15 protein-coding genes are annotated in these 19584 nt (G+C 66.2%); 8 read left to right on the top strand and 7 right to left on the bottom strand.

Annotation, left to right across the window (positions count from 1 at the left end; genetic code table 11):
- The first annotated feature begins 286 nt into the window (after positions 1-286).
- From A9W96_RS22805 to A9W96_RS22840, 8 genes are all read left to right on the top strand, one after another.
- Entirely contained in the window at positions 287-1708 is a 1422-nt protein-coding gene (locus tag A9W96_RS22805; RefSeq protein ID WP_066877449.1) for a condensation domain-containing protein, read from the top strand.
- 118 nt (positions 1709-1826) lie between these two features.
- Positions 1827-4850, top strand: a complete 3024-nt coding sequence (locus A9W96_RS22810) for an RND family transporter (RefSeq protein WP_082972545.1) — start codon at positions 1827-1829, stop codon at positions 4848-4850.
- A gap of 56 nt (positions 4851-4906) precedes the next feature.
- A complete protein-coding gene (gene pe, locus A9W96_RS22815) occupies positions 4907-6025 on the top strand; it encodes an acyltransferase PE (protein ID WP_066877419.1) in 1119 nt (372 codons plus the stop codon).
- An 11-nt stretch (positions 6026-6036) separates the two neighbouring features.
- A complete protein-coding gene (locus A9W96_RS22820) occupies positions 6037-7773 on the top strand; it encodes an AMP-binding protein (RefSeq protein ID WP_082972546.1) in 1737 nt (578 codons plus the stop codon).
- A gap of 31 nt (positions 7774-7804) precedes the next feature.
- Complete coding sequence (locus A9W96_RS22825; RefSeq protein ID WP_067143301.1) at positions 7805-8455, top strand: GAP family protein; 651 nt, start codon at positions 7805-7807, stop codon at positions 8453-8455.
- A gap of 69 nt (positions 8456-8524) precedes the next feature.
- Positions 8525-9583 (top strand): dihydrodipicolinate reductase, encoded by a 1059-nt coding sequence (locus A9W96_RS22830; RefSeq protein WP_067143304.1) that lies wholly within the window; start codon positions 8525-8527, stop codon positions 9581-9583.
- A gap of 137 nt (positions 9584-9720) precedes the next feature.
- Positions 9721-10188, top strand: a complete 468-nt coding sequence (locus tag A9W96_RS22835; RefSeq protein ID WP_197498087.1) for an MmpS family transport accessory protein — start codon at positions 9721-9723, stop codon at positions 10186-10188.
- Positions 10185-13085: an RND family transporter gene (locus tag A9W96_RS22840; protein ID WP_067143286.1), complete on the top strand. Its 2901-nt coding sequence runs from the start codon at positions 10185-10187 to the stop codon at positions 13083-13085. Before A9W96_RS22835 ends, A9W96_RS22840 begins: the two co-directional genes overlap by 4 nt.
- A gap of 20 nt (positions 13086-13105) precedes the next feature.
- Here A9W96_RS22840 and A9W96_RS22845 read toward each other — a convergent pair whose 3' ends face one another.
- From A9W96_RS22845 to A9W96_RS22875, 7 genes are all read right to left on the bottom strand, one after another.
- Complete coding sequence (locus tag A9W96_RS22845; RefSeq protein WP_067143288.1) at positions 13106-13939, bottom strand: DegV family protein; 834 nt, start codon at positions 13937-13939, stop codon at positions 13106-13108.
- 5 nt (positions 13940-13944) lie between these two features.
- A complete protein-coding gene (octT, locus tag A9W96_RS22850; RefSeq protein WP_066867109.1) occupies positions 13945-14769 on the bottom strand; it encodes a diglucosylglycerate octanoyltransferase in 825 nt (274 codons plus the stop codon).
- Positions 14759-15433 (bottom strand): glucosyl-3-phosphoglycerate phosphatase, encoded by a 675-nt coding sequence (gpgP, locus tag A9W96_RS22855; RefSeq protein WP_067143291.1) that lies wholly within the window; start codon positions 15431-15433, stop codon positions 14759-14761. Before gpgP ends, octT begins: the two co-directional genes overlap by 11 nt.
- Entirely contained in the window at positions 15430-15825 is a 396-nt protein-coding gene (gene rsfS / locus A9W96_RS22860; RefSeq protein ID WP_066867105.1) for a ribosome silencing factor, read from the bottom strand. The genes gpgP and rsfS overlap by 4 nt, the downstream gene beginning before the upstream one ends.
- Complete coding sequence (gene nadD, locus A9W96_RS22865) at positions 15822-16490, bottom strand: nicotinate-nucleotide adenylyltransferase (protein WP_082972548.1); 669 nt, start codon at positions 16488-16490, stop codon at positions 15822-15824. The genes rsfS and nadD overlap by 4 nt, the downstream gene beginning before the upstream one ends.
- Positions 16491-16557: 67 nt before the next feature.
- Positions 16558-17985: an amidase family protein gene (locus tag A9W96_RS22870; RefSeq protein WP_197499610.1), complete on the bottom strand. Its 1428-nt coding sequence runs from the start codon at positions 17983-17985 to the stop codon at positions 16558-16560.
- 268 nt (positions 17986-18253) lie between these two features.
- Positions 18254-19584 (bottom strand): VWA domain-containing protein (locus tag A9W96_RS22875; RefSeq protein WP_067143297.1); only part of this gene is annotated, 1331 nt, incomplete at its 5' end.

Genomic DNA, 19584 nt, shown 5'->3' on the forward strand with positions numbered 1-19584 from the left:
CTCTCCTGGCCGGTCACGATCGATCCCCACGGGACGCCGGTTGCGCTCGGAAGATCTTTTCCGGAGGCCGGCGCCGTCCCCGCAGCGCCGCACCGCGCAACGACAGCCGGTGTGACTGCCGCCCTGCGTCCCCGTCCGGCCGTTCGATCGCCACAACGGCCTGCCGGATCCGTGAGCGAGTGTAGGCGGTGGCTCGCGCACGCCTGCGACGGCGATCACTCGGAGGGTTTATCTTGGTCTCGCCGCCAGGGTGGCCGTGGTCGTTGCAACCGAGGAGGACGAAGTTTTGCGCATCGGGAAGATTACGATCGGCGCACTCGGTGATTGGACGGTGACGCCCGGGTCGGTGATCTCCTGGCACCCGACGGCCGCGGCGACCGAAAAGGTCAGGCACGCGCCGGTCAGCTCCGTGCCGGTCAGCTACATGCAGAGCCAGCATCTTCGCAATTACTGTGAACGGACCGCCGCGGGGCTGAATTTCTCCCGCCAGATCATCGCTACCTGTGAAGTGCCCGGGACGTGTGACGTTGCCGCCATGAACCACGCCGTCAACGCGTATCTGCGCCGGCACGACACGTTCCGCAGCTGGTTCGAGCACACCGGTGACGGAGAATTCATCAGGCATACCGTCGACGATGCCGACGCTATCGAATTCGCCCCGATCGAGCACGGTGAGATGACTCCCGACGAAATACACGCTCACGTCGTGGCCATTCCGAATCCGCTGGAGTGGGGCTGCTTCACCTTCGGGATCATTCAAAGCGAAGACCGCTTCACATTCTTTGCCGCCATGGATCATGTCCACGGGGACGCGACGTTGATTGGCACCACGATGATGGAGGCCAACGGCATGTACACCGCGTTGAGCGGCGGCGGGCAGGCCCTCACCCTTCCCGATGCCGGCAGCTTCGATGATTTCTGCACCCGCGAACGCGAGTACACGTCAACGCTGACCGTAGATTCCCCCGAGGTGCGCGCGTGGATTGACTTCGCCGAAAACAACGATGGCGGCTTTCCCGAGTTCCCGCTCCCGCTGGGCGACCCGCAGGACTCCAGTAGCAGCGACATGACGTCCGAACTCCTGATGGACGCGGCACAGACCGAACGGTTCGAATCGGCCTGCGCGGCGGCCGGCGCACGGTTTGTCGGCGGCCTGTTCGCCTGCCTCGCCTTGGTGGAGCACGAATTCACGGGTGCCCTCACGTATTACGGGCTTACTCCCAGGGATTCCCGCAAAGCCACCGACAATTTCATGACGCAGGGTTGGTTCACCGGTTTGATCCCCATCACCGTGCCCATAGCTGCCGCCTCGTTCGGCGATGCCGCGTGGGCGGCGCAGGCGTCCTTCGATTCGAATCTGGATATGGCGAAAGTTCCCTATTACCGCGTGTTGGAACTCGCGCCGTGGTTGCGCTGGCCGCAACCAAACTTTCCGGTGTCGAATTTCTTTCATGGCGGCGCCGCTCCGCTCAATGCCATTCTCGCCGCGGCCGACATGGGGTTGGCGAACAACATCGGAATCTATCCCGACGGCCGATATTCATACCAGCTGACCATTTACATATTCCGCTACGGGGAAGGCACGTTCATGGCGATCATGCACCCGGACAACCCGGTCGCCCGGAAATCGGTTGTCCGCTACCTGGAGGCGATGAAGTCGGTCTGCGTGCGGGTCGCCGGCAGCGGGAGCTGGGGACGCGTCGCGTAGCGTGGAGCACTTCGATGGCTCGTGAGGCGAATTTGCGTGGTGTGACCGGGCTCGGGCGGGTGCGGCCGAGAGTCCCCGGCGGGCACGCCCGACGGCGCCGAGCGGGGATGAGGGCGATATGCGACGGCTAGCCGATTTCGTGGTGCGGTGGCCCTGGGCAGTGGTGGGGATCTGGATTGCGATCGCCGCCGCGCTACCCCTGACTTTTCCGTCGCTGGGCGAGATGGCCGAGAAGCATCCGCTTGCCATCCTGCCCAGCGATGCGCCCTCGAGCGTGACCGCTCGAAAGATGACCGAGGCGTTTCACGAGTCGGGCTCAGAAAACCTGCTGTTGGTGGTGTTGACCGACGACAAGGGGCTTGGCCCGGCCGACGAGGCCGCTTACGGCAAAGTGGTGGACGCGCTGCGCCGCGACACGCGAGATGTCGTGATGCTGCAGGACTTCGCCAGCACGCCGGCGTTGCGCTCCGTCGTCACCAGCAAGGATCACAAGGCGTGGGTGCTGCCGGTCGGCGTCGCTGGTGAGTTGGGCACGCCCCGCTCGTACGCCGCCTTCAACCGGATCGGCGAAATCGTCAAGGGGGCGCTCACCGGCACATCGCTGACGGCAAACCTCACCGGCCCCGCGGCGACCGTCGCCGACCTCACCGACGCGGGCGCTCGGGACCGGATGCCGATCGAGTTGGCGATCGCGGTGATGGTCCTGATCGTCCTGCTGGTGATCTACCGCAGCGCGGTCACCATGCTGCTGCCGTTGCTGACGATCGGGATATCCCTGGTGATCGCGCAGGCGGTGGTAGCGGGCTACTCCCAACTGACCGGCTCGGGCGTCTCGAACCAGTCCGTTGTGTTCTTGAGCGCCATAATGGCCGGAGCCGGAACCGATTACGCCGTCTTTCTGATCAGCCGCTATCACGATTACCTGCGGTCGGGCGCGACTCCCGATCAGGCGGTCAAGCGCGCCATGTTCTCGATCGGAAAGGTGATCGCCGCATCCGCGGCCACCGTCGGTGTCACCTTCCTGCTGATCAGCTTCGCCCGGATGGGTGTGTTCAAAACGGTCGGCGCGTCGTCGGCGATCGGGATCGGTGTGGCATTCCTCGCCGCGTTGACGTTGCTGCCGGCAGTCCTGGTGCTTGCGGGACGGCGCGGCTTGGTCAAGCCGCGGCGCGAGCTGACCGCCCGGTTCTGGCGGCGGTCGGGCATCCGCATCGTGCGACGACCGAGGGTCAACCTGGTTGCCAGCGTGCTCGTGTTGATCATCCTGGCCAGCTGTGCCGGCCTGGTGCGATACAACTACGACGATCGCAAGGCGCTGCGGGCGTCCGCCCCGAGCTCCATCGGGTATGCCGCGCTGGATCGTCACTTCCCGGTGAATCAGTCGATCCCGCAGTACATTTTGGTCCAGTCCCCGCACGACCTTCGCACGCCGAAGGCGCTCGCGGACTTGGAGCAAATGGCGGACCGGGTCAGTCAATTGCCGAATGTTGCTGCGGTCAGCGGCATTACGCGTCCCACCGGCAACGTGCCCGAACAATTCAGGGCCACCTATCAAGCGGGCGCTATCGGCACCCTGCTGGCCGGCGGGTCCACGCTGATCAAAGACCACACAGGCGACCTCAACCGGCTGGTAGATGGGGCCGGGACGTTGGCCGACAACCTCGGCAACATGCGGGGCCAGGTCATCCAGCTCGCCGCCGGCGTCCAGGAGCTGGAGACCGCCTTCTCGTCGACGAAGAACCAGTACACCGGCGACGCGCTGGTGAAAGAGGTCGATCTCGCGGCCCAGCTCGTGGACCATGTCAACGCGCTCAGCAACAACATGGGCTGGAACTTCTCGGCGGCCAAGAACATGTTCGCCTGGATCGGCCCGGTGCTGGGGGCGCTACAGGGCAACCCCCGATGCGACGTCGACCCCTCGTGCAGCGCCACCCGCGGGACATTCGAGCAACTGGTCGGTTCGCGCGATCAAGCAGACCTCGACGCCATCAATGACTTGGCGCACCAGCTGCAGGAATACCCGGACAAGCACGCGCTGAAAGCGTCGGCAGACCGCCTGCGCGCCGCATTGGCAAAGCTCACCACCGTGCTGCATTCGCTGGGGATGGACAAACCCGGTGGTCTGCAGTCGAACCTGAACACCTTGCAAGATGGCGCTAACCGTTTCGCCGGTGGCAGCCGGCAAATCGCCGACGCGGTGGCTCAGGTCGTCGACCAAGTCAAACAGCTCGGCAGCGGGCTCAACGACTCAGCGGCGTTTCTGTTGTCGCTGAAACGCGACGCGGCGCAACCGGCCATGGCCGGATTCAACATCCCACCCCAGCTCCTGCACTTGGCGGAATTCCAGAAGGCAGCCAAGGCATTCATCTCGCCGGACGGTCACTCGGTGCGCTACCTGGTTCAGACCAAACTCAATCCGTTCAGCACCGAGGCCATGGATCAGGTCAACGCGATCGAAGCGGCCGCGCGGGGGGCCCAGCCGAACACCGCGCTCGCGGACGCGACGGTGTCGATGGCCGGATACACCGTCGCGCTCAAGGACACGCGCGACTACTACCAGCACGACATCCGGTTCATCATCACGGTGACCCTGCTGGTGGTGCTGGTGACCCTGATCGCGCTGCTGCGCGCGATCGTCGCTCCGCTGTATCTCGTTGCCTCCGTGGTTATTTCGTATTTGTCGGCGGTGGGAATCGGGGTACTGGTGGTGCAATACCTGCTGGGTCAGCAATTGCATTGGAGTGTGCCGCCGCTGGCATTCGTGGTGCTGGTCGCGGTGGGTGCCGACTACAACATGCTGCTCGTCTCGCGCATGCGGGAGGAGTCGCCGCGCAGCATGCGTTACGGCATCATCCGGACCCTGGGTTCGACGGGCGGGGTGATCACTGCGGCGGGTCTGATCTTTGCCGCCTCGATGTGTGGCCTGTTGTTCTCCAGCATCAGCACCGTGGTCCAGGGCGGTTTCGTGATCGGGGTGGGAATTTTGCTGGACACCTTCTTGGTGCGCACCATCACGGTTCCCGCCATCGCCGCCCTGGTCGGCCGGGCGAATTGGTGGCCCTCCCGAGCGGGCGCGCCAGTGGGAGCCCGGCGGCCGGCGCCGCGGTTACCGGAGGGACGCGCCGAGGCGCAGCCCGGTTAGCACCCGTAGGGGATGTGTGTGAGACTACGAGGCGGATTCGAGCGGTAGGAGTTGGGATGAAGAAACTGCTCGCAGGTGTTACGGCGCTGGTAACCGTAGCTGCCACAGGGTGTTTCGGCGTCAATACCGCGACGGCTGACGACGCGCCGATCGGCGGGCCGCCGACCCCGGGGGCGCCGGGCGACCAGACGGCATTCGCCCTCGGCGGCGCTCACGTCCTAGGCATCCCCTACGACGAGTACATCCGGCAGGAGGGCGCCCAGTGGTTCCCCGGCCAGCAGCGCGAAATCGTCCGCTACCCGGCAGGACAGGTGCAGGGGCACGTGCTGGAGCGACTCTTCCCGGGTATCGGCAAGATCGGTGAGGGGCTGTTGCCCGGACTGGGTCTGGACGGCCCAAGCGTCGGCGAGTCGGTCGACGTGGGGGTGAACAACCTCGATGCCGCGATCCGCACCGGCCGCCCGGGCACGGCGATCGGCTTGTCCGAGGGCGGGTTCGTGGTCGACGGCGAACAGGCCCGGCTGGCGAATGACCCGGCCGCTCCCCCGCCGGACAGACTGAACTTCGCCACGTTCGGTGACCCCATTGGGCATCACGCCTTCGGGCAGAGCTTCCTGACCGCCATGTTTCCGGTCGGCAGTGTGGTTCCCGCGCTCGACTACACTATGCCGCCTCAGTACGAAAGCCAGTACGACACAAACAGATTCGTGGCGGCGTACGACTCGATCGCGGACTTCCCCGACCGGCCCGACAACATGTTCGCTTTGGCGAACACGCTGCTAGGGCTGGCCACCGGTCACACGGCGGTGGCTTTCACCAACCCGAGCATGGTGCCCCCGCAAAACATCAGGACCACGATCAACTCCAGGGGCGCCAAAGACACGACGATCATGGTCCCGGAGAAGCACCTTCCGCTCGTCATGCCGCTCAAATACATCGGGATCGACGAAGGCACGCTGGACAAGCTGGACGCCATCCTGATTCCCCGGGTGAATGCGGGTTACGCGCGAAACGACGACCCGGCGACGGCCCCGGTCCAGGTGGACCCGGTGCACGGCTTCGACCCGGCGGAAGTCACCGCGCCGGCCAACCAGGCAACCTTCGGCGGCGGCGCCGATCCCCTTTCCCAGATCCTCAGCGGCGCCACTTCGGTGTTGTCCCACGGCACCGGCTAGACAACGCGCCTATGTCTGGATCATCGATTCTTGCCATGCTGCACGGGCGTGCCAGCCTGCGGCCCAACGACGTGGCGTACACGTTCACCGATTACTCCGACGACGCCGACGGCGTTGCGCAGAGCCTCACGTGGTCGCAATTATCCCGCCGGACCTTCAACGTGGCGGGCGAGCTCGGCCAGCACGGTTCGGTCGGTGACAGGGCGGTAATCCTGGCGCCGCAGGGCCTCGACTACATCGCGGCGTTCCTGGGATCGATGCAGGCCGGGCTCATCGCGGTTCCGCTTCCGCTGCCGCATCGCGGCTCGAGCGACGAGCGGGTCAGCGCCGTCCTCGCCGATACGTCACCGTCGATCGTGCTCACCACGTCCGCGGTCGCCGAAGATGTCGCCGAGTACGTCGATCGGGCGCGCATGGATGATGTCCCGAAGATCGTCGAAATCGATTCGATGAATCTGGACGCCGATCGCCAAACCGCCGTTCCGGCAACCGTTTTGCCCGACGTCGCGTATCTGCAATACAGCTCGGGTTCGACCCGAACCCCGACCGGTGTGATGATTTCGCACCACAACCTGCAGGTGAATTTCGAGCAGCTGATGCGCAGCTTCTTCGCCGACTCCCGCAGAAAAGCCCCGTCGGACACCACGATCGTCTCGTGGCTGCCCTTCTACCACGACATGGGTTTGGTGCTGGGCGTGTGCGCGCCGATCCTGGGCGGCTGGCGCGGTGAGCTGATGAGTCCCGTCGCGTTCTTGGAGCGGCCGGCCAGATGGGTGCGATCCCTGGCCGCGAACACGTCTTCGTGGTCGGCCGCCCCCAACTTCGCCTTCGACCTGGCGGCCCGCAAGACCAGCGACCGTGACCTGGCCGGACTCGACCTCGGCGGGGTGCTGGGCATCATCAGCGGCGCCGAACGCGTCGAGCCGACCACCCTGAGCCGCTTCGTCGATCGGTTCGCGCACTTCAACTTTCGGGACGACATGATGCGTCCGTCCTACGGCTTGGCGGAGGCAACCGTCTTCGTGGCCAGTGGCACCTGGAGTGACGAGGCGACGGTTCACTTCGATATCGACGAGCTGTCCGCGGGCCGGGCAAAGCCGTGCGCGGCTGGCGCCGGCTCGTCGCTGGTGAAATACGAGCTGCCGCAATCCCCGGCACTGCGAATCGTCGACGGCGACACCGACAGCGAGTGCCCGCCGGGGGTGGTCGGCGAGATCTGGGTGTGCGGCGCCAACGTGGCCGAGGGGTACTGGCGCAAGCCGCCGGCAGAACAGCGCTGCTTCGGCGCGACGCTCGTCGACCCGTCGCCGGGTACGCCCGACGGGCCATGGCTGAAGACCGGTGACCTGGGTTTCATCCACGAGGGTGGACTGTTCATCGTCGGGCGCATCAAGGACCTGCTGATCATCCGGGGACGAAATCACCATCCCGAGGACATCGAGGCGACGGTCCAGGAGATCACCGGCGGTCGGGTCGCGGCGATATCGGTTCCGGTGAACAGCACCGAGAAGCTCGTCACCGTCATCGAGTACAAGAAGCGAGGCGACTCCACCGAGGCGGCCATGCACTCGCTGACCTCCGTCAAACGCGACGTCACCTCGGCGATTTCCAATGCGCACGGTGTGAATGTGGGAGACCTCGTGCTGGTGCCGCCCGGCTCGATTCCCACCACCACCAGCGGCAAGATCCGGCGCGCCGCCTGCGTCGAGCAGTACCGCCGGCAGCAATTCGCCCGGTTGGACGCCTGAGCCGGGGCTACGGGCGCGCGCCACGATGCCGATGTTGGTGACCGTCCTGGTGATGGCGCTGGCCGTCAGCGTCGAACCGTTCCGAGTCGGAATGACCGTGGTCATGCTGAACAGGCCCAGACCGGCGCTGCAACTGCTCGCGTTCCTGTCCGGCGGTTTCGCCATGGGAACGGCGGTGGGGCTGGTTGTCTTGTTCGCCTTCCGACGCGCCATGCTGGGCTCGAACTACTTCGCGTTGCCCAAGGTGCAGATTGTGGTCGGCCTGCTGGCGCTGACGGTCGCGGCGGTCGTGGCCGCGAATCTCCCCGCGCGGTTGGGTGCGCGGCCGACGGGATTGGCCTCGCCGGTCCAACGTTTGCTGAGCCGGCATTCGCTGGCGGTCGCCGGCATCGCCGGTCTCGGCATCGCATTGCCGTCGGTCGACTACCTTGCCGCGCTGGCCGTCATTCTGGCCTCCGGGGCGACGGCCCTGACGCAGGTCGCGGTGCTGTTGATGTTCAACGCCGTGTCCTTCGCCCTGATCGAGATTCCGCTGCTGGCCCACCTGCTGGCGCCCGAGGCGACCGCCACGCGGGTGGCGGCGCTGCATGACTGGATTCGCTCGCGTCGGCGCGTCGACGTTGCGCTCCTGCTCGCCGCGGCCGGTTGCGCTTTCCTCGCGGTCGGCGCGGCCGGCCTTTGACCCTTCGCCAACCGACGCGTCGCCGCTGAGAAGATAATGAGTCCAATCCGCACCGGCAAAGGAGCCGCGATGAGCAAGGTAAGCACCGACCGTCCGCTACGCGTGATCCAGTGGACGACCGGGAACATCGGTCGGCGTTCGCTGCACGCCATCATCGGGCGACCCGACCTGGAACTGGCCGGCGTGTACGCACACGGCGCCGACAAGGTCGGCGTCGACGCCGCCGACCTGGCGGGCTGGCCGGAGCCGACTGGGGTGCGGGCGACCAACGACATCGATGCGCTGCTGGCCCTGGGCGCCGACGCGTGTTGCTATAACCCGTTGTGGCCCAACATCGATGAGCTGGTGCGGCTGCTGGAATCTGGAGTCAACGTGTGCACCAGCGCCGCGTGGATCACCGGCGGAAAGCAGACACCGCAGGACCGCAAACGCATCGAAGATGCTTGCCGGAAAGGCAATTCGACAATCTTCGGCAGCGGTGCGCACCCCGGCATGACGAACATGGTGGGCATGGTGCTGTCCGCATCGTGTGAGCGCGTCGACGAGATCCGGATCACCGAGTCGGTGGACTGCTCGACCTATGAATCGGCGGAAACCCAGACGGCCATGGGCTTTTCGCAGGATCCGGATACCCCCGGGCTGGCCGAGAACGTCCGGCGCGAAAGCGAGGTGTTCGCGGAGTCGGCGGCGATGATGGCCGACGCGATCGGGGCGAAGCTGGACAAGATGACCTTCGACGTCACCTTCACCGCGGCCACCGACGACTCCGATCTGGGCTTCATGAAGATCCCCGCCGGAACGGTCGGCAGCGTCTACGGCTACCACCGCGGCTGGGTCGGTGACCGCAACGTCGTCAGCGTCGGGTTCAACTGGACCATGGGCAGTCACGTCGTCCCGCCCAAGCCCCTGGAGCACGGGCACGTCATTCAGGTGTTCGGGCTGCCCAACATGCGAACCGTGTTGCACTGCCTGCCGCCCAAAGACTGGACAGAGCCCGGATTCATGGGGCTGGGAATGATCTACACCGCGATGCCGGTTACCAATGCCGTCCCGGCGGTGGTGGCCGCCGAGCCGGGAATCGTCACGCTGGCGGATTTGCCGCCGGTCACCGGTCGGCTCGCGCACTAGCGTATGCCGTACGCCACAGGTGGTGGCCCCAGGAGGAACGCTTGCGTGCACTAAGGTTAATATCCCCAACTGAGCAAATGTTCCGTTGACAGTGGTGTCGTCGGCGACGGTTGGTGAGCTTTGCGGAAGGCGGTCAGGTGGTGGCTAGTCCAGACTCGGGTACCCGCCCCGGCCTTCTCAGCCGCGTATTGAGACGAGCGTGGATCCCGCTGGTGCTGGTGGTCGTTCTGTCACTGTCGGCGCTCATCGTGTCGCGACTGCACAAGATCTTCGGCTCGGAAGATCTCAACGCAAACGCCGGCAAGGGGATCGAAATCGTGCAGTTCAACCCGAAGGTCGTCGTCTACGAAATCTCCGGTGCCCCGGGCACCACGGCGAACATCAACTACTGGGACGAGAACGCCAACACGCATCAGGTCAACAACGCTGCCCTGCCCTGGTCGACCACCATCTCGACCACGCTGCCCTCGGTGAGCGCAAACATCATGGCGCAGAGCGACGGCAGCACGATCAGCTGCAAAATCACCGTGGACGGCATTGTCCGGGACAACCAGAACTCCGCCGGCCATAACGCCCAGACCTTCTGCCTGGTGAAGTCCGCATGAGCGACGTGCACAATCAGACCGAGCGCGACCTGAGCGCCGCCGACACCGGCCCGATCGGCACCAGGGGGTTGTCGAAGGCCGAGCGCGGCCATCGGCCCTACCTCCCCCACGCAATCCGCATCTTCGCGATACCGATCATCATCGGCTGGGTCGCGATCACCGTGTTGGTGAACGTCATCGTGCCCACGCTGGAGAAAGTCGGCGAGGCGCACTCGGCGCCGATGACACCGCTCGACGCGCCGTCGATGAAGGCGATGATGCGCCTGGGCCATAACTTTCACGAGTTCGACTCCAACAGCACCGTCATGATCGTGCTGGAGGGTCAGCATCCGCTGGGCCCCGACGCGCACCAGTATTACGACAAGCTGATCCGGCAACTTCGCCAGGATCCCAAGCACATTCAGCACATTCAGGACTTCTGGGGCGACCGGCTGACGGCCGCGGGCGCGCAGAGCGCCGACGCCAAGAGCGCCTATGTGCAGGTGAACCTCGCCGGTAACCAGGGCACCACGCTGGCCAACGAGTCGGTGGACGCCGTGCGCAAGGTCATCGACGAGAACAAGGCGCCGCCCGGTGTGAAGGCCTATGTCACCGGTCCCGCTGCGCTGTCCGACGACATGCACATCATCGGTAACGCCAGCCTGGCCAAGATCACGCTGTTCACCCTTGGTGCCATCGCGATCATGTTGCTGCTGGTCTACCGGTCCATCGTCACCACGCTCGTGCAGCTGTTCATGACCTTTGTCGCGCTGGCCTGTTCGCGCGGGGTGGTCGCGGTTCTGGCGTATCACAACGCATTCGGGCTCACCACCTTCGCGGCCAACATCCTCACCATGCTGGCCATCGCCGCGGGAACGGACTACGGCATCTTCCTCGTCGGCCGCTACCAGGAGGCGCTGGCCGCCGGCGAGGATCGAGAAGAGGCGTACTACACCACATTCAAGGGCGTCGCCCCGGTGGTGTTGGGTTCGGGCCTGACAATCGCGGGCGCGACCTATTGCCTGAGCTTTTCGCGGCTGCCGTGGTTCAACACCATGGGCGCGCCCGTGGCGATCGGCATGCTGGTCGTGGTGCTCGCCGGTATCACGCTGGGCCCCGCGGTGGTTTTTGTCGGCAGCCGCTTCCACCTGTTCGAAAGGCAGGCCAAGCGTGGTCGGCTGTGGCGCCGGGTGGGCACCGCCGTGGTGCGTTGGCCCGCACCGGTTTTGGCCGTCAGCGCGGCCATCGTGCTGGTCGGCATGATCGCCCTGCCGAGCTTCCACACCAGCTACAACGACCGCCACTACCTGCCGCTGTCAGCCCCGTCCAATCAGGGGCAAGAGGCCGCGAATCGGCACTTCTCCGAAGCGCGGATGAACCCCGACCTGTTGATGGTCGAGTCCGACCACGACATGCGCAACCCGGCCGACATGCTGGTATTGGACCGGGTGGCCAAGAACGAGATGCGCACGCTGGGCATCGCCATGGTCCAGGACATCACCCGGCCGCTGGGCATTCCGATCCAGCACAGCTCGATCCCGTTCCAGAACAGCGTCCAAAGCCAGACGACGATGCAGAACATGAGCTTTCTCAAGGAGCGCATGAACGACATCCTCAAGATGGCCGATGATCTGCAAACCCAGATCGACACCACGCAGCGCCAATACGAGGTGTCGCTGGATCTGGCCAACGCCGCCGACGACAGCGCGAAGACCACGGCCGTGACGTCGCAGATCACCGACACCCTGCGCGACCACATCGCCGACTTCGACGACACCTTCCGCCCGGTCCGCACGTACTTCTACTGGGAGAAGCACTGCTACGACATCCCGCTGTGCTACGGGCTGCGGTCCCTGTTCGACACTTTGGATGGCTTCGATCAGCTCGCGGAGCAGTTCCATTACCTCACGGGCGACATCCAGCACACCGCCAAAGCAACCCATGATCTGAATGCGTTGTTCCCCACGCTGATCACCACGCTGAAGACCACCCGGGGCATCACGCTGACGCTCTACCAGACGTTCAAGGCGATGATCAATCAGATGGAGGCGATGAGCAATACCGCCATCGTGATGGGGCAGAGCTTCGACGCGTCGAAGAACGACGACTTCTTCTACCTGCCGCCGGAAGCCTTCGACAACCCCGATTTCCAGACGGGTCTTCGGATGTTCTTGTCACCGGACGGTAAGTCGGCGCGGTTCTTCATCACCCATCAGGGCGACCCGATGTCGCCGGAGGGTATCGCGCGGGTCGATGCCGAACGCACCGCCGCGCAGGAGGGGCTGAAGCAATCCTCGCTCTCGGATGCCCGGGTGTATCTCGGCGGAACCGCCGCGACGTTCAAGGACATGGCAGACGGCGAGAAATACGACCTGATGATCGCCGTGGTGTCGGCCCTCACGCTGATCTTCATGATCATGCTGCTGCTGACCCGCAGCGTGGTGGCCGCACTGGTGATCGTCGGCACCGCGGCCAGCTCGATCGCGGCGTCTTTCGGTCTGTCCGTGCTGATTTGGCAGGACCTATTCGGCATCAGGATCCACTGGATCGTGATGGCGCTGTCGGTCATCATCCTGCTGGCCGTGGGATCCGACTACAACCTGCTGCTCGTTTCCCGGTTCCGCGAAGAGATCCATCGCGGGCTCAAGACCGGGATCATCCGGTCGATGGCCGGTACCGGCGGTGTGGTGACGGCGGCGGGTCTGGTGTTCGCCTTCACCATGGCGTCCATGTTGGGCAGCGATCTGCGGGTGCTCGGTCAGTTCGGGTCGACCGTGTGCATCGGTCTGCTGCTCGACACGCTGGTGGTGCGCACGCTGCTGATGCCCTCGATCGCCACCCTGCTCGGACGGTGGTTCTGGTGGCCGCAGGTGGTGCACCCCCGTGGGGATAACGTACGACGGCCGGTGAGCGCCTGATTGGTTAGTGGCGCCCGCAACTACTCCGGCGGCAGCGCCACGCTCACCGCGACGGCGCCCGCACCGACATGCAGCGCGAGCACCGGTCCCAGCTCGGTGATGATCGCCGGTTCGCACGCCGGCAGCCGCTCGCCCAGCGCTGAGGCCACCTCCCGGGCGCCATCCGGGTTGTCGACGTGATGCACCGCCAGGGCGGCGGCATCGTTGCCGACGACCTGGCAGACCCGGTCGATCATTGCCTCGGTGGCATGGCTGACGGTGCGGACCCGTTGGGCCAGAACGAGTTTGCCGTCATCGATACGCAACAGCGGCTTGAGCGCCAGCGCGGTGCCCAGCCACGCCTTCGCCCCGCCGATGCGTCCGCTGCGGCGCAGGTTGTCCAGGCGGTGCACCACGATGAAGGCATGCCCGCGGTCCACGGCCGCGTGCGCGGCGTCCGCGACGGCGTCGAGGCTTGCACCGTCGGCCGCCGCCCGCGCCGCGGCCAGCGCGACGAAGCCGGTGCCCATCGCGGCCGACTTCGAGTCGACGACCCGCACGTTCGGGTCCAAGTCGGCCGCGGTGCGTTCGGCGGCCCGGCACGTTCCCGACAGCGCCGACGAAATGTGTACGGCCACAACGCCGTCGGCGCCGCTGTCGGCCAGCGCCTGCTGATAGGCGTCGGCGAGTTCGGCCGGGGTGGCCGCCGCGGTGGTGGCCGCCAGTTTGTAGATGTCATCGGGAACGTCGTCCACACCGTCACGCAGATCCGCGCCGTCGAGCAAGATGTGCAGCGGAACGACCCGGATTCCCCACTTTTCAAGCAGGTCGGCCGGCAGCCGTGCCGACGAGTCGGTCACCACCATGACGGTCACCAGCGCTACCCGCGGGGCTTCTCGTTGGGCACGCCGGCCTGATTGCGCGGCGCCTCCTCATCGCGCTGCGCGTCCCCCGCAAGCGGGAGGTGCCCCCGCTGCATCGTTGCCACGCCGGCCTCGGCGAGCGCCTTGAGCATCAACTCCGCGACCGCCTGGTGGGCTTCGAAGTTCCAGTGAATCCCGTCCGGGTTTCCCCGACCGCTCATCACCTGTTCGGCGACAGCGGCTTTCAGATCGACCAGGGGCACGTTGTGGTTTTGCGCCCATTCGGTGATGGCGGCCGCCGTGCCCGCGCGGCCGTGGTGGGCCCGGCCGTAGGTGTCGGCGATGTGCACCGACGGCAGCGACGCCACGATCGGAATACCGGGCCGGTTGAAATCGATTGCGCCACGGGTCTGTTCGAGGTAGTCCGCACTCAGGTGTGGTGGCAGCGCCGATCTGGCCACCGGCGAGAGCCTGGGCTGCAGCCAGCCATAGCCGTCGCGAACCCAGCGCCGCAGCCACGGCGGCCGCACATAGCGGATCAGCTCGCGCAGCGCGGTGGGCAATACCGACGGCAGCGAATCCATGCCGCCGGTCGCGAAGATGACCGCGCCCGCCCTCGGTAGCGCCGCCCACGCCCGCGGGTCCTGGGTCGCCGCCCACCAGATGTCGCGGCACGTCCAGCCGATGCGGCCGATCAGCTCGACGTCCCAACCCAGCTGCGCAGCGACGATATTCGGCCAGATCCGGGGATCGTCGGCGGGCAGCCCTCCCGTCGGGCCGTAGTAGGCCAGGGAGTCGGCGAATATCAGCAGGGTGGGCTTCGGCGGCCGCTCAGAGGACATCGTTGGACACCTGCGCCGAAGCGTTCCACACATCCAGACGCCAACGGATGCTGTCGAATTCGTCGGCCGGATCGTCGTTGTGGCCGGACAGCTGCACCCAGCTGGCATTGCCCATGCCACCCAGGATCGGCCAATTGGCGACGGGAAGCTTCAACAGCGCGGCCGACAAAGCGGCGATCAGCCCGCCGTGGGCCACCAGCACCACCGGGCGATCGGGCCCGTCGGGCTCGCCCCACTCCGGCTCGCCGGTCACCAGTTCGGCAACCAAGGGTACGCTGCGAGCGGCGACGTCGACCCTGCTCTCACCGCCGTGCGGTGCCCAGGTGGCGTCTTCGCGCCAGGCCAGCCGGGCGCCGGGGGCCTGTTCGTCGACCTCGGTGTGCGTCATTGCCTGCCAGTCGCCGAGATGGGTTTCCCGCAATCGCTGGTCGACCCGGATCGGCAGGCCGGTCAGCTCCCCCAACCTGACCGCCGTGTCGTAGGCGCGATGCAGATCCGACGACACGATGAGCAACGGCTGCAGTTTGCCCAGCACCTCGGCGGCCGCGACGGCCTGGGCCCGGCCGAGTTCGCTGAGTTCGGAATCCAGCTGACCCTGCATCCGGCTGCCGGCGTTGAACTCGGTTTGCCCGTGCCGCAACATGATCAGACGACGGACCCTCATGACGCACCCGACTCATCGGAGTTGGCGCGGCCCTCATCGAGGTCTACCGGCACCACCGGGCAGTCACTCCACAGCCGGTCGAGGGCATAGAAGTCGCGGTCCTCCTGGTGCTGAATGTGGACGACGATGTCGCGGTAGTCCAGCAGCGTCCAGCGGCCTTCCCTGGTTCCCTCGCGACGCGCCGGCTTGTAACCGGCCTTGCGCATCTTCTCCTCGACCTCGTCGACGATGGCGTTGACCTGTCGCTCGTTGGAGGCCGAGGCGATCACGAAGCAGTCCGTGATGGCCAACTGCGCGGAGACGTCGATGACGATGACATCGTCGGCAAGCTTCGACGCGGCGGCACCGGCGGCCACCGTGGCCATGTCGATGGCCTCCTGGGTGGCGCTCATGGGTGATCCCCTGCGCTCAGGCGTGTTTCGCTGGCCGGCACCGGCGGCACGACGTCGTCGCGGTAGAGCCGGCGCTTGGAGACGTACTGCACGACGCCGTCGGGCATCAGGTACCACAGCGGGCGGCGCTGCGCCGCGCGGCGGCGGCAATCGGTCGAGGAGATGGCCAGCGCCGGGATCTCGACGAGGGTCAGCGCGTCGTCGGGCAGCTCACCGAGCACGCCGGTGACGTGTTCGCGGCGCAGCTCGTAACCGGGCCGGCTGACCCCGATGAAGCGGGCCAGCTCGAACGCCGTCTCCCAGCCCTGCCACGACAGAATGGAGGCCAGCGCGTCGGCCCCGGTGATGAAGTACAGCTCGGAGTCCGGGTTGAGAGCGTGCAGGTCGCGCAAAGTGTCCTTGGTGTAGGTGGGGCCGGCGCGGTCGATGTCGACCCGGCTGACCGTGAAACGGGGATTGGACGCCGTGGCGATCACCGTCATCAGGTACCGGTCCTCGGCGGCCGAGACGTGCCGGTCCTTCTGCCAGGGCTGGCCGCTGGGCACGAACACCACTTGGTCGAGGTCGAACAGGTCGGCGACCTCACTGGCGGCAACCAGGTGGCCGTAATGGATGGGGTCGAACGTCCCACCCATCACCCCTAACCTGCGAAGCTGCTTTTGCACGATTTGCCAGCTTACTTGAGCCGGTGTTACGGCCCGATTTCCCTGGTCGGGCGGCGGCGCTGCGACCCTATCCCGGCATCGGGTCGATCGGTGAGACTGGTGTACCCACAGCTTCGATCGCTTCTCCGGCGGCCAGACACAGGTCCTCGCGGTAGCGGCCCGCAACGATCTGCACGCCGACCGGCGTGCTGCCGAGCAGACTGGTCGACACGGTCAGTGCCGGCAGCCCGAGGTAGGGCAAACCGAGCTGGGTGAGCTGTGCGGCCCATACCCGCGCGAAGGCGGCGTCGCCTTGCATATCGAGATGGTTCGCGAAGGGCAGCTCGGCGCTGACCGGTATCACCAGGACAGAGTAATTCTCGAACAGCGTCAGCCAGTCACGCAGAAGTGTGGCTCGGCGACTCAGCGACTTGGAGAACGCGGTCAGGTCGAAAGCGACGGCTTGCTCGCGCAGACGCGCCAGCACATTCAACGCGCCCGGGTCGCCCTCCCGTTGGGCGGCCGCAAGCTTGTCGTCGTACCCGTCAAGGAACGCGAGTTTGGTTTGCGCATCGGCTGCTTCGGCGAGTGGCGGGGTGGTGGCCAGCTCGTCCACGTCCCACGCCGCGGCTTTGAGCCGCTCGGCCGCGTCGCGGACCGCTTGCGCCACTTCAGGTCTGGTGCCAAGCCCGTCCGGCGCCACGCAGAAAGCCGCTCGCCTGGCCACAGGGGGCGGACCTGACAGGGGCGCGGGCACCCACCACGGGTCGCGGGCGTCTCGAGCCGCCATCGCCGCGAATGCCAGCCGGAGGTCGGCGACGCTGCGCGCTAACGGGCCTGAAACTCGCCCGAGCTGGGCGCCGATGGTCGGTTCGGGGAGAGAGGCGTTGAACGCGGGGACGCGGCCAAGTGTCGGGCGCAACCCGTGTATCCCACACGCGTACGCCGGATAGCGGATCGAACCTGCGATGTCGGTTCCGTGGGCAATCGCGCCGATGCCCGCCGTGACTGCCGCGGCGGCCCCGCCCGACGAGCCACCAGGGGTTAGGTCCGCGTTCCGTGGGTTGCGGGTTTCCCCGTGCAATTGATTCGAGGTGAACCAACGGAGGCAGAATGCGGGCGCATTCGTCCGGCCGATGAGCACCGCACCGCTCTTCAGAAGATTGTCGACGACGGGGCTGTTGGTTGTGGCGATGAGGTCACGCTGTAGCGTCACGCCGTCGGTGGTGGCGTAGCCGGCCTGGTCGACGTTGATCTTCACCGTTACCGGCACACCGGCCAGCGGTCCAACCTCATCGCCGCGGCGCAGCCGTTCGTCGATCATGGCTGCGGCGGCCAATGCCTCGTCGCGGTGATGATCAACCACCGCATTGATCGCACCGTTGACGTCATCGAGCCGATCCAAGGCCGCCTCAACGACCTCGCGCGCCGAGACTTCGCGCGATCGGACCAAGCTGGCGAGTTCGGTCGCGGGCAGTTGCCATAGCCGCACTGGCGAAACTCCTTTGTTCGTCACGGGTGCTGCACGTACGACTCGCCCTAATCGTCGCCGTTGCACTTGACGACTTGCAATGACGATTGGGCGGGCACACTTGCGAAGTCGGGGTCGATTTTGACGTCGGTTTCGTGGCTCGGCCTGATGACTAGGGTGCTTGAGATCGTGCGGGCGGTCGTGATCCGCGCCGCGGGCGCCCGGCAACGCACCGCGACCGGCGCCCGGGAAGATGAGCGCCCTCCGCCGCAGTGGAGCATATGGCCATGCGGCGAGCGCTTCGGTGCCGAGGCTATACGGGCAGCAGCTGGTCGATCACCGCGGCCAACTGCTTGGCGGACCGGCATTCGTGCATCGGGATGACCTCTTGATAGCGCGGCACCGCCGAGTCACCGCTGCCCCACAGGTGCCTGGGCTCGGGATTCAGCCAGTGCGCGTGCCGGCTGGCGGTCACCATGTGACTCAGCAGCTCGATCTCCGGATTGCGGTAATTGGTGCGGCCGTCGCCGAGCACCAGCAGCGAGGTGCGCGGTGAGAGCACATTCGGGAACGCCTGCACGAACGACGCGAAGGCGTTGCCGTAGTCGGAGTGGCCGTCGCGGCTGTAGACGCCGGATTCGCGGGTGATCCGCTGAATCGCCACCGCCAGATCGGCTTCCGGGCCGAACATGTGGGTCACCTCGTCGGTGGTGTCGATGAAGGCGAACACCCGTACACGTGAGAACTGTTGGCGCAGAGCGTGAACCAGCAACAGGGTGAAATGGCTGAAGCCGGCGACCGAACCGGACACGTCGCAGAGCACCACCAGTTCCGGGCGCGCCGGACGTGGCTTGGCCAGCACGACGTCGATCGGCACCCCGCCGGTGGACATCGACTTGCGCAGCGTCTTGCGCAGATCAATCGTCCCCGCCCGGCTGCGCCGCCGGCGCGCCGCCAGCCGGGTTGCCAACGTGCGGGCCAGCGGCGCCACCACCCGGCGCATCTGGCGCAGCTGCTCACCGGAGGCGCGCAAAAATTCCACGTTCTCGGAAAGCTGTGGGATGCCGTACATCTGGACGTGATCGCGGCCCAGCTGCTCCGCGGTGCGCCGTTTGGTCTCGGCGTCGACGAGCTTACGCAGCTGGCTGATGCGCTGCGCGGCAAGAGCTTTGGCGATTTCTTCCTGGCTGGGTGTGGGTTCGTCGCCGTACGAGGCGAGCAGTCCGGCCAGCAGCTTGCCCTCGAGTTCGTCGAGCGCCATCGCCTTGAGCGCCTGATACGACGAGAAAGACGGGCCGCGGCTGGAGCTGTATTTGCCGTAGGCCTCGACGATCCGGGCGATCATCGCGACCAGGCGCTCGTCCATGTCGGCGAGGTCGGGGTTCTCGGTCAGCAGATCGGCCAGCATCTGGCGCATCGCCTCGACATCGTCGGGCGGCAACGCGCCGTCGTCGCGCGAGTCGTCGGCCTCCTCCTCGGTGACCACCGCGCGTGCGCCCAGCGCCGCCGGGAACCACAGATCGAACATCGCGTCATAGGTCTCGCGGTGATCCGGGCGGCGCAGCACGGCGCACGCGAGGCCCTCGCGCAGCACCATGCGGTCGCCCAGGCCGAGCGTCGCCATCACCCGACCGGCGTCCACCG

The organism is Mycobacterium sp. 1245852.3 (assembly GCF_001669335.1).
GTDB lineage: Bacteria > Actinomycetota > Actinomycetes > Mycobacteriales > Mycobacteriaceae > Mycobacterium > Mycobacterium europaeum_A.

What these genes read in the sequence shown, in the direction of transcription:
- octT (WP_066867109.1), bottom strand. Translation starts at nt 14,769, where the DNA reads ATGTCCTCTGAGCGGCCGCCGAAGCCCACCCTGCTGATATTCGCCGAC.
- A9W96_RS22830 (WP_067143304.1), top strand. Translation starts at nt 8,525, where the DNA reads ATGAGCAAGGTAAGCACCGACCGTCCGCTACGCGTGATCCAGTGGACG.
- A9W96_RS22825 (WP_067143301.1), top strand. Translation starts at nt 7,805, where the DNA reads ATGTTGGTGACCGTCCTGGTGATGGCGCTGGCCGTCAGCGTCGAACCG.
- rsfS (WP_066867105.1), bottom strand. Translation starts at nt 15,825, where the DNA reads ATGAGCGCCACCCAGGAGGCCATCGACATGGCCACGGTGGCCGCCGGT.
- gpgP (WP_067143291.1), bottom strand. Translation starts at nt 15,433, where the DNA reads ATGAGGGTCCGTCGTCTGATCATGTTGCGGCACGGGCAAACCGAGTTC.
- pe (WP_066877419.1), top strand. Translation starts at nt 4,907, where the DNA reads ATGAAGAAACTGCTCGCAGGTGTTACGGCGCTGGTAACCGTAGCTGCC.
- A9W96_RS22820 (WP_082972546.1), top strand. Translation starts at nt 6,037, where the DNA reads ATGTCTGGATCATCGATTCTTGCCATGCTGCACGGGCGTGCCAGCCTG.
- A9W96_RS22840 (WP_067143286.1), top strand. Translation starts at nt 10,185, where the DNA reads ATGAGCGACGTGCACAATCAGACCGAGCGCGACCTGAGCGCCGCCGAC.
- A9W96_RS22810 (WP_082972545.1), top strand. Translation starts at nt 1,827, where the DNA reads ATGCGACGGCTAGCCGATTTCGTGGTGCGGTGGCCCTGGGCAGTGGTG.